Genomic DNA, 9,991 nt, shown 5'->3' on the forward strand with positions numbered 1-9,991 from the left:
GTCGCGTCGATCATCGATCGCACCGACGTCGAAGAGCTCACCCGCGAGATCGATTCGATGGGCGCGATGAGTACGGCATTGCGCGCACAGCGCCACGAGACGGCGAATCGACTGCACGTGCTCGCCGGCCTCCTGCGTCGCGGCCACGTCGACGAGGCGCGCGCATACCTATCCGAATTGACGGGCAGCGCAGGTCATTTCGGTCTGGAAGGAATCGAGAACATCGACGAGCCGCATCTGGCCGCATTCCTCGACGCCAAGGCCTCGCATGCCAGAGAACGCGGCGTCGTACTCGGTCTCGGCGATCAGACGTGGGTGCGCGGGACGCTTCTCGATCCGATCACGGTCACGACCGTCGTCGGAAATCTCGTCGACAACGCGATCGATGCAGCAGCGCAACGCATCGGAGAGTCCGATGGCGACAACGATTCACGGCCACACGTCGACGTGGACGCGATTACGGAGGGCGACGAATTGCTGATCACCGTCACCGATTCGGGGCCGGGAATCGGATTCGACGATCCCGCAACGATCTTCTCCGACGGTGTCACGACAAAGGACGCCCCGTCGGTGCCGGGAGGACGGGGAATGGGTCTGGCGTTGTCGCGGCAACTCGCCAGGCGACTCGGCGGCGACATCGTCGTCGTCGATCCTGGTGGAGAGCGTCGGAGCGACGTTGAAAACCGTTGGGGTGGTGCGGTTATCGTTGCACGACCACCCGGCGTGTTCGATTCGACAGCGGTTGTCCGATGAGTACGCCGACGCGTGAACTCGGGGTGCTGATCGTCGACGACGACTTTCGCGTCGCCGGACTCCACGCGGCAATCGTCACCGCGCTACGAGGTTTCCGCGTCACCGCGACGGCGGGGTCGGTCGCGCAGGCGCGCGAAGCCCTCGCTTCGCACCCCGACACCGACCTGGTCTTGCTCGACGTTCATCTGCCCGACGGTTCCGGCATCGACCTCCTTGCCGAGTTGGAGTGCGACTGTTTCATCGCCGGTGCAGAGACCGATGCAGCCGCTGTGCGTCGCGCGCTGCGTGCCGGTGCCCTGACGTACCTCATCAAACCGTTCGACGACACCGAACTCGCACGACGTCTTGCCGGCTACGCCCACTATCGGCGTGCACTCGCCGCTGAGCACATCGACCAGGCGGCCGTCGACGCCGCGCTGTCGGCCATGCGCACGGGTACTCGACCCGTCCCTCACGCCGGCGACAGCGGCTCGCACACCGAGCGCACGATCCTCGACCAGTTCACCGAGGGCGAGTCGATGTTCGCCGACGAGGTCTCGGCACGAATCGGGGTCTCGCCCGCGACCGCGCGGCGCCACCTCGCGGCGCTCGTCGACAGTGGCAGGCTGCTCATGTCGCTGCACTACGGCAGTACGGGTCGCCCACGGCAGGTGTATCGGCTGCCGGGGTGAGATCTCCGGGCAAACACCCCTTCCGGGTAACACCTTGGGCGAATTTACGGTGAAGAGCCGCGCACGCGGCTTGGTGTCCGCGTAGAACTGATGGAAGGGGGAATGGACAAGAGCACCATCAAGAGTCGACGAGTTCGAAGGGAACCCGCATGACCGAGGTCTCCACCCAACAGCGCGCGTATCAGCAGGCGGATCTCGACGCCGACCTGCGATGGTGGGCGGCGGCGAATTACCTCACCGTCGCCCAGATCTATCTGCAAGACAATGTCTTGCTGCGCGAACCACTTTCGCGCGACCACATCAAGCCTCGTCTGCTCGGCCACTGGGGGACCAGCCCGGGACTCTCGGCGATCTATACGGTGCTGAACCGGATCATCAAGGAGTCCGACAGTTCGTGGCTCTACATCACCGGTCCCGGACACGGTGGTCCCGCGCTTGTCGCGAATACGTACCTCGAAGGCACCTACACCGAGGTCTACCCGAAGATCTCCCTCGACGCCGACGGCGTCAAACGTCTCTGCCGTCAGTTCTCGACGCCCGGCGGCATCCCCAGTCACGTGAGCGTGCAGACCCCGGGAAGTATCCACGAGGGCGGCGAGCTCGGATATGCACTGGTACACGCGGCGGGCGCGGCCTACGACAACCCCGACCTGACCGTCGCCTGTGTCATCGGCGACGGTGAGGCCGAGACCGGGCCACTCTCGGGTTCGTGGAAGATTCCGGCCTTCCTCAACGCCGCGCGCGACGGCGCCGTGCTGCCGATCCTTCACCTCAACGGGGCGAAGATCGCCGGTCCGACGGTCCTCGGCCGCAGTACCGACGCCGAGGTGACCGACTATCTGCACGGGCAGGGCTGGGTTCCGACATTCGTCGAGGGCGACGATCCCGCCCAGGTGTTCTCCGACCTGCGCGCCGCGATCGTGGAGGCCCGTCGTCGGGTCGGTGAGATCCAATCCGAGGCGCGCGCAGACGGCGCCGATTCGACGTTGCCCGACACCCATTGGCCCGCAATCGTATTGCGCACACCCAAGGGTTGGACCGGACCGAAAGAGGTCGACGGCAAGAAGATCGAGGGCACGCACTGGGCGCATCAGGTGCCGCTCTCGGGCGTCCGGGAAAACCCCGAACACCTCGCGATCCTCGAGGAGTGGCTGAAGTCGTACAAGCCGGAGGAGATCTTCGACGACAACGGCGCCATCGTCGAATCGATTGCCTCGCTTGCGCCTGCGGGCGATCTCCGGATGGGTGCGACGCCGTATGCCAATGGTGGTCGGTTGCTCTCGCCGCTGCGGCTGCCGCCGATCGAGCAGTACGCGCTCGACATCCCCGAACCGGGCGACGTCTCATTCGAAACGACCCGCGTTCTCGGTGAGTTCATGCGCGACATCTACACGCAGAACTCCGACGCCGACGGCGGCGGCACGTTCCGGCTCTTCTGCCCGGACGAGACGTCGAGTAACCGGCTCGGAGCGGTCTTCGAGGTCACCGACCGCGCGTGGCAGCTTCCGGTCACCGAATACGACGACAACCTCTCGCCGTCGGGTCGTGTGATGGAGGTGCTCAGCGAGCACCTGTGCCAGGGCTGGCTCGAGGGCTACACGTTGACCGGTCGGCACGGTGTGTTCGCGACCTATGAGGCGTTCGCGATGGTGAGCGCGTCGATGGTGGTGCAGCACACCAAGTGGTTGCAGCACGCGGCGACGCTGCCGTGGCGCGAACCCGTCGCGTCGCTGAACATCCTGCTGACGTCGACGTGCTGGCGAAACGACCACAACGGGTTCTCGCACCAGGGTCCCGGGCTGATCGACCTCGTGCTGCCACTCTCACCCGAGGTGGTTCGCGTGTGGCTGCCGCCGGACTCGAACTCGCTGCTGTCGATCTCGGATCACTGCTTCCGCAGCCGCGATCACGTGAACCTGATCGTCGTCGACAAGCAGCCGCACCTGCAGTACCTGTCGCTGGAGGAGGCCAACAAGCAGGCCGCCGCCGGAGCGTCGATCTGGGATTGGGCGGGCACCGAGAACGTCGAGGGCGAGCTACCCGACATCGTGCTCGCCAGCGCGGGCGACGTCCCTACGCAGGAGATCCTCGCCGCCGCGCAGTTGCTGCGCGAGTGGGTGCCGTACCTGCGTGTGCGCGTCGTGAACGTGATGGACCTGATGGTGCTGCTGCCGCAGAACGATCACCCGCACGGACTGTCGGACGAAAAGTTCAACGAGCTGTTCACCCGCGACGTCGACGTGGTGTTCGGATTCCACGGCTACCCGCGCGCGATCCACCAGTTGGTGCACGGGCGTACCCATCCGGGACGCTTCCACGTGCGCGGCTTCTCCGAACAGGGCACGACCACAACCCCGTTCGACATGGTGGTGCTGAACAAGATGAGCCGCTACCACCTGGTGATCGAGGCGCTGCGTCGCGCACGCCGCGCCCCCGAGAAGGCCGAGGAGCTGGTGGCGTACTGCAACAACCAGCTCGCCCGCCACCACGACTACGTCCGCGAACACTTCGAGGACCTCCCCGAGGTGCGCGACTGGAAGTGGTCATCCCCGAGCGGCTCGCGGGACTAGGCGCGCCGGGGTCGGGTGGACTCGGCGGGCTCGGCCGGCGGGCGGGCCTCGTCGGCCGGCGGCCGCGCGGAAAGTAGGGGAAGGGTTCTTTCCCCTACTTTCTTGGGGCGCTGGAGGTCGAGTAGTCGTGTGTTCGACGTCGCGCTGCCCCTGGCCCGACGTCGGGACGCGGCACCGGGGTGCAGGAACTAGGGGAGGCGTTCTTTCCGTGGGTTCCTTCGGTTTCTCCGCACAGCTTCTGGGGGAGAGGTCAGTAACTCGAGGAAGGGTTCTTTCCCCTACTTTCTGTCGGGGCGCACGCCCCGAGCGGTCGTGCGGTTCGACGTCGGGACGCGGCACCGGGTGCAGGAACTAGGGGAAGCGTTCTTTCCCCGGGCTTCTTCGGTTTCCCCGCGCAGCTTCTGGGGGAGGGGTCAGCAACGCGGGGAAAGGTTCCTTCCCCTACTTTCTGCGGGGGCGTTCGACGTCGAGCCGCCTAACCCCTGCCCGACGCCGGGCTCCAGGACGCAGGAACTAGGGGAAGCGTTCTTTCCGCGGGCTTCTTCGGTTTCCGCGCGCAGCTTCTGGGGGAGGGATCAGCAACGCGGGGAAAGGTTCCTTCCCCTACTTTCTGCGGGGGCGCTCGACGTCGAGCCGCCTAACCCCCGCCCGACGCCGAGCGCCGAATCGGCCCGCGGCGCTGCCCGCCCGCGGACTAGAGTGTCCGCATGACGATGCACGTGGACGCAAGCAACCCGGACCTCATCACCGTGGACGTGCCGACGCACTGGTACAACCTCGCGGCGGAGCTCTCCGAGCCGATCCCGCCGCACCTGCATCCGGGCACCAAGGAGCCCGTCGGACCAGACGATCTCGTCGCGCTCTTCCCGAGCGGACTGATCGCGCAGGAGGTCTCGACCGAGCCGTACATCGAGATCCCCGAACCGGTGCGCGAGATCTACAAGATGTGGCGGCCGTCGCCGCTCATCCGTGCGCGACGCTTCGAGGAGTCGCTCAACACGGGCGCGCGGATCTACGTGAAGTACGAGGGCGTCAGCCCCGTCGGCTCACACAAGACCAATTCCGCTGTCGCGCAGGCGTATTACAACAGCGTCGACGGTGTCCGGAAGCTCACCACCGAGACCGGCGCGGGTCAGTGGGGTAGTGCGCTCGCGTTCGCGGGTGCACAGTTCGGCATCGACGTCGAGGTCTGGCAGGTGCGCGCGTCCTATGAATCGAAGCCATACCGCGGCTATCTGATCCGCACATACGGCGGCACGATTCACTCGAGCCCGTCGACGTTGACCGAGTCGGGCCGTGCAATTCTCGCGAAGACCCCCGACACCACTGGCAGTCTCGGGATGGCCGTCAGTGAGGCCGTCGAGGTCGCCGCCAACGACCCCGACGCCAGGTACGCGCTCGGCAGCGTGCTCAATCACGTTGTGCTGCACCAGAGTGTGATCGGTCAGGAGGCCGTCGAACAGCTCGTCGCCGTCGAACCCAATGGTGCAGACGTCGTATTCGGTTGTGCGGGTGGCGGTTCCAATCTGGCCGGGTTGGCGTTCCCGTTCCTGCGCGAAAAGATCCACGGCCGGTCGAACCCGAGGGTGGTCGCCGCGGAGCCCTCGGCGTGCCCGTCGATCACGCAGGGCGAATACCGCTACGACCACGGCGACGTCGCGGGCCTCACCCCGCTTCTCAAGATGCACACTCTCGGAATGGATTTCGTGCCCGATCCCATCCACGCCGGCGGTCTGCGCTACCACGGCATGGCGCCCGCACTGAGCCACACCGTCGAGCAGGGCCTGGTCCAGGGTGTGGCGATCGATCAGCACGACGCGTTCGCCGCGGGCGTGCAGTTCGCGCGCACGCAAGGCATCGTGCCCGCGCCCGAGTCGACGCATGCGATCGCGGCGTGCGCTCGACACGTCGCCGACAATCCTGCTGAGCAGGTCGTCGTGATCGGTCTGTCGGGTCACGGTCAACTCGACCTTCCCGCCTACGCGGAGTTCCTCGACGGAAAGATCTGAGCGTGATCACCGCGGGCGTCGACCTCTCCGCCTCGCCCGCGTCGACCGCCGTCGCCGTCGTCGAATGGCGTGAACACGACGTCGACCGTGGTGGGTTCTCGGCTGTACTCCGCGAATTGGTCACTCCCGCAGATGATTCGACGATCCGTGCGCTCGTCGACGGCGCTGATCGCTGCGGCATCGACTCGCCATTCGGGTGGCCCGACGCCTTTGTCGAGTTCGTCAGCGCTCACCATCGTGGCGACACAGCGAAGGAGTCGCAGCTCGACGACATCGCTGCACGTCGCCCGCTCGCATATCGACGCACTGATCGCTACCTGGTCGAGCACGGACTGGGCCGACCGCTCAGCGTGTCGGCAGATCAGATCGCGCACGTAGCGTTTCGCTGTGCGGGTCTGCTCGCCGACCTCGGAGTGTCGAACCGGGTCGACGGCTGGGCCGTCGAAGCGTATCCCGCTGGCGCACTGAAGCATTGGGGACTGACATCGCGCGGATACAAACGTTCGACGCATCGTGATGTACTCGCGGGTCTCGTCGACGACCTGCGAGCGGCGGCACCCTGGCTGGACGTCGGACGCCACGCTGCCCTCATGGCCAGCAACGACAACGCATTCGACGCCGTCGTCACCGCACTCATCGCACGTGCGGCGAGCCTCGGCGGCACCGCACTTCCGCTCGAAGCAGACATGCCGATCGCCCACCGCGAGGGCTGGATTCACGTTCCGACGGGCAGGATCGACGACCTGCGATGACCCGCGGGAGCGTCGGCGCACCCCGGTAGGCGCCGCGGTTCCGGTTGCCCACAGGCGCGGAATCCGAGCGTCTGGGCAACCGGAACTCCAGCAACCGGAAGTTCGTGGCCGACTACTCCGTCGACCAAGCGCTCCGCCGACCGCGCCGTTCCTACACGAGCGCCGCGGTGAGGAGCACGACGATCGTCGTCAACACCGCGGCAGCTGTCGTCATGACGGCCGCCGTGTCCGAGCGGTGCAATGGGGCGGAGTTGTCGCCGAGCACTCGACGACGCCGCCGTCCGATGATCGCGACCACGACGGAGGCGACTGCCGCGACGGCACACAGCGCATAGATCAGAGGCGTCGGCGAGGAACTCGGTCGCAGCACCTCGCGACCGGCGACCAGAAGCCCATTGACGAGAATCGCGAATGACGTTCTGCTCCATGCGAGATCCGTACGTTGCGGTTGCAATCCGGCGCGCGTCGCGGGGTCGGACCGGTCACTCATGGCCGCGCGACGATCAACGCCGTGATCACCGCGGCCGCCGCGATCACCGTCAGAGCGACACCCAGCACCGCAATCAGTGAACTTCTCGGCAGCGGCTGTTCGCGTCGGATCGCGTCGTCGTTCTGCTTCCACCGGATCAGGCCGCCGGCGGATACGACGACTGCGAGAAGCCCGAGAGCCAATCCGAGTCCGTACCGAAACGCGGGGTGCGTCGGATCGGGCAGGAACTGCAACGCCGCTATCGCAGCGGCGAGGAGTCCGAGCGCTGTGCGCTGCCACGCGAGGAAGGTGCGCTCATTTGCGAGTGTGAAACGGTAATCGGGCTCGCGCGCCGGCGAGACAGGTGACTCGTTCGTGGCGTTCTCAGGCACCTTCCCACTGTGGCCGATCGCCGCGGCCTATGCACGCTCGACGCTCAGAAGCGCCCGGTCGACATTCTCGAGCGCACAGTCGGCAGTGACCTCGCGTCGACGGGGCGTCGCCTCGCGTCGACCGGGTAGGGACGGGGTTTGGCTAGGGTGGTCGGAACCGCGGGTAGAGGTGTAGCCGGAACCGCGGAGGAAGGTGTGCATCGTGTCGAGGTTGTATATCAAGCAGAAGGTCTTCTCGGTCGGCGAGCAGTTCACCGTGTTCGGCGAGTCCGAGCAACCGCGCTACTACGTGCAGGGCAGCTTCATGCGGGTCCCCAAGCACTTCACCGTGACTGACAGATCAGGCGCTCCGATCGCGGAGATCACGAAGACCGTGTTCAGTTTTTTGCCACGGTTCACGGTCGAGATGCAGGGCGTCGAGGTCGCGACGATCCGCAAGGAGTTCAGCTTCTTCAAGCCGAAGTACTTCATCGAGGGTGCTGCGCTCGACGTCTCCGGTGACTGGTGGGACATGACCTTCGACGTGTCGCGCAATGGCGAACGGGTCGCCAGTATTCGCAGGAAGTTGCTCAGCTGGGGCGACACCTACGAGGTCGACATCTTCGACGACGCGCTCGAAGCCATGATCATCTCGCTCGTCGTCGCCATCGACCGCGTTCGAGCCGACGCTTCCAGCTCATCGTCGGCCGCAAGCTGGTCGTCGTAGCGCGCCGGCCGTGCACGCCCACCCAGTGCAGACCTACTCCAGGTACCGGCCGAGGTACCTTTCCGCCTCCCGCGGGGTCTTGGCCTGGAAGCCGTCGCCGACGGCGCGCATCTTCCAGTCCCCGCCGCTTCGCGACATCACGGCCATGAGCACACCGGTGAACGGCATGCCGCCCCGCAGCGTGAAGCGTGCCAACTCGGCGCCGGTCGTGTCGTCGACGAGACGGCAGAAGGCGTTGTCGATCGCCTCGAAGGTCTGCCCGCGGTACGACGTCACGATGAACGCGAGATTGTCGATATGTGACGGCACAGCCTGAAGGTTGACGCGGATCACCTCGTCGTCGCCGTCGCCTTCACCGGTCAAGTTGTCGCCGGAGTGGACGATCGAGTTGTCGGTGCTCCGAAGATGGCCGAAGTAGATGGCCTCCGCGAGCGAACCGCGCGAATACATCATCACCGATGCGTCGAGGTCGATGTCCTGTGACCCGCCGCCGAAGAAACCGCGCTTCTTGACCGGGTCCCATCCGAGTCCCATGCGCACCAGGGTGAGCGCGACGCCGCCGTCCTTGCGCAACGTCACCTTCTGGCCCTTCACGAGGTTGACCCGCTTGTTCTTGGACAGGCTGATCTCGGCGGGCTGCTGCGGTGGGGCGGGCTGCGCCTGCGGTGGGGCGGGAGGCGGCGTGAACTGTGTCGGCGGCGGCGTGAACTGACTTGGCGGCGCAGGCGCGGCAGGCGGAGCGGGTGGTGCAGCAGGAGCGGCAGCGGCAGGCGCGTCGTCGACCGAAACCCCGTGGTCCCGAACGAGATCGGCAAAACCGCCCGCGTAGCCCTGGCCGATCGAGCGCACCTTCCACCCCGTGTCCCGGCGATAGACCTCGACGGCCACGACGACAGTCTCGCTGCTCAGGTCGGGGATGGTGAACGAGAACAGCTCGGTGCCCGCGGTGTCGAAGAGATGCGCGACCGGCGGTGGCGTCCGACCGAACGACGACGACGCGTCGTCGAGTGTGATCACCGCGCGCACCGCATGGATCTCCGCGGGTACTGCCGCGGGTGTGATCCGTAGCGTCTGCCGACCGGTGGTGGGCGCCAACGTGACGCCTGCTCCGGTGGGCTGGTTGTAGAAGACGAAGTCGGCGTCGGAGCGTACGCGCATGTCGGACGTGACGAGCAGGGCCGAGAGATCAACCGGCGCAGCAACATCCACAGAAATGGTCACCTCGCCCGCGGGCAGCGGTGCGTTCTGGCCTTTCGACAACACTGTCGTCATATCGCCGTCCTTGCTTGTCGGGTCACTGCGTCCAGCAACCATTCGAGTATCTCTTCACCTGCCAGCGCACCGGACTGCGACGTGACGGTCACCGTCGGATGCTGCCAATCCAACTCGGCCAACTCGCCGTGCGCGGGCCGAATGCCGGCATCGGCGAACTGCAGCAGGTCGACGTCGAGCCTGCCGTCGCCCGCCGCAAAGATCGGGTCGTCGGCAGACACCGAACCGTCGTCGACGCACCGCCGGTACACCTCCGCGACCGCCGCGGATTTGGTGACCGCCTCGGGCACGGCGTAGATCTTGCGACCCTGCTGCGAGGCGACCCACCCGCGCTGGGCGCACCACTGCTCCCACTCGGGCAGAAAGTCCTCGGGCTGGCGCTCGGTGTCGACGACCA

General features: G+C 66.3%; 9 protein-coding genes and 1 pseudogene. 6 read left to right on the forward strand and 4 right to left on the reverse strand.

Features of this window, described 5'->3' with window-relative positions; genetic code table 11:
• From A5777_RS03615 to A5777_RS03635, 5 genes are all read left to right on the forward strand, one after another.
• Nucleotides 1–753, forward strand: a 753-nt coding sequence (locus A5777_RS03615) for a sensor histidine kinase (protein WP_197502281.1), incomplete at its 5' end; no start/stop codon positions are given.
• Nucleotides 750–1,424: a response regulator gene (locus A5777_RS03620; RefSeq protein WP_005202459.1), complete on the forward strand. Its 675-nt coding sequence runs from the start codon at nucleotides 750–752 to the stop codon at nucleotides 1,422–1,424. The genes A5777_RS03615 and A5777_RS03620, both read left to right, overlap by 4 nt.
• Before the next feature lie 149 nt (nucleotides 1,425–1,573).
• The gene (locus A5777_RS03625) at nucleotides 1,574–3,994 is read left to right on the forward strand and encodes a phosphoketolase family protein (RefSeq protein WP_005202458.1); all 2,421 of its coding nucleotides are present in this window, start codon (nucleotides 1,574–1,576) and stop codon (nucleotides 3,992–3,994) included.
• A gap of 707 nt (nucleotides 3,995–4,701) precedes the next feature.
• Nucleotides 4,702–6,003, forward strand: coding sequence for a TrpB-like pyridoxal phosphate-dependent enzyme (locus A5777_RS03630; RefSeq protein WP_005202456.1), 1,302 nt, complete (start codon nucleotides 4,702–4,704; stop codon nucleotides 6,001–6,003).
• A 2-nt stretch (nucleotides 6,004–6,005) separates the two neighbouring features.
• On the forward strand, nucleotides 6,006–6,755 hold the full coding sequence (locus tag A5777_RS03635; RefSeq protein WP_005202454.1) for a DUF429 domain-containing protein: 750 nt from the start codon (nucleotides 6,006–6,008) through the stop codon (nucleotides 6,753–6,755).
• A gap of 151 nt (nucleotides 6,756–6,906) precedes the next feature.
• On the opposite strand, the gene A5777_RS03640 is transcribed toward A5777_RS03635, so the two are convergent.
• Both A5777_RS03640 and A5777_RS03645 read right to left on the reverse strand, forming a co-directional pair.
• Nucleotides 6,907–7,245, reverse strand: coding sequence for a DUF202 domain-containing protein (locus A5777_RS03640; protein WP_064861661.1), 339 nt, complete (start codon nucleotides 7,243–7,245; stop codon nucleotides 6,907–6,909).
• On the reverse strand, nucleotides 7,242–7,616 hold the full coding sequence (locus A5777_RS03645; protein ID WP_064861662.1) for a YidH family protein: 375 nt from the start codon (nucleotides 7,614–7,616) through the stop codon (nucleotides 7,242–7,244). Before A5777_RS03645 ends, A5777_RS03640 begins: the two co-directional genes overlap by 4 nt.
• Nucleotides 7,617–7,818: 202 nt before the next feature.
• Between A5777_RS03645 and A5777_RS03650 the strand changes: the two genes are divergently transcribed.
• Complete coding sequence (locus A5777_RS03650; RefSeq protein ID WP_039854418.1) at nucleotides 7,819–8,322, forward strand: LURP-one-related/scramblase family protein; 504 nt, start codon at nucleotides 7,819–7,821, stop codon at nucleotides 8,320–8,322.
• A 33-nt stretch (nucleotides 8,323–8,355) separates the two neighbouring features.
• On the opposite strand, the gene A5777_RS03655 is transcribed toward A5777_RS03650, so the two are convergent.
• A complete protein-coding gene (locus A5777_RS03655) occupies nucleotides 8,356–9,594 on the reverse strand; it encodes a TerD family protein (protein ID WP_156529275.1) in 1,239 nt (412 codons plus the stop codon).
• A pseudogene (locus A5777_RS24960) lies at nucleotides 9,591–9,991 on the reverse strand (HAD family hydrolase); the annotation flags it as partial. The pseudogene A5777_RS24960 and the gene A5777_RS03655, both read right to left, overlap by 4 nt.

This window comes from Gordonia sp. 852002-10350_SCH5691597 (assembly GCF_001665715.1).
Classification (GTDB): Bacteria; Actinomycetota; Actinomycetes; order Mycobacteriales; family Mycobacteriaceae; genus Gordonia; species Gordonia sputi.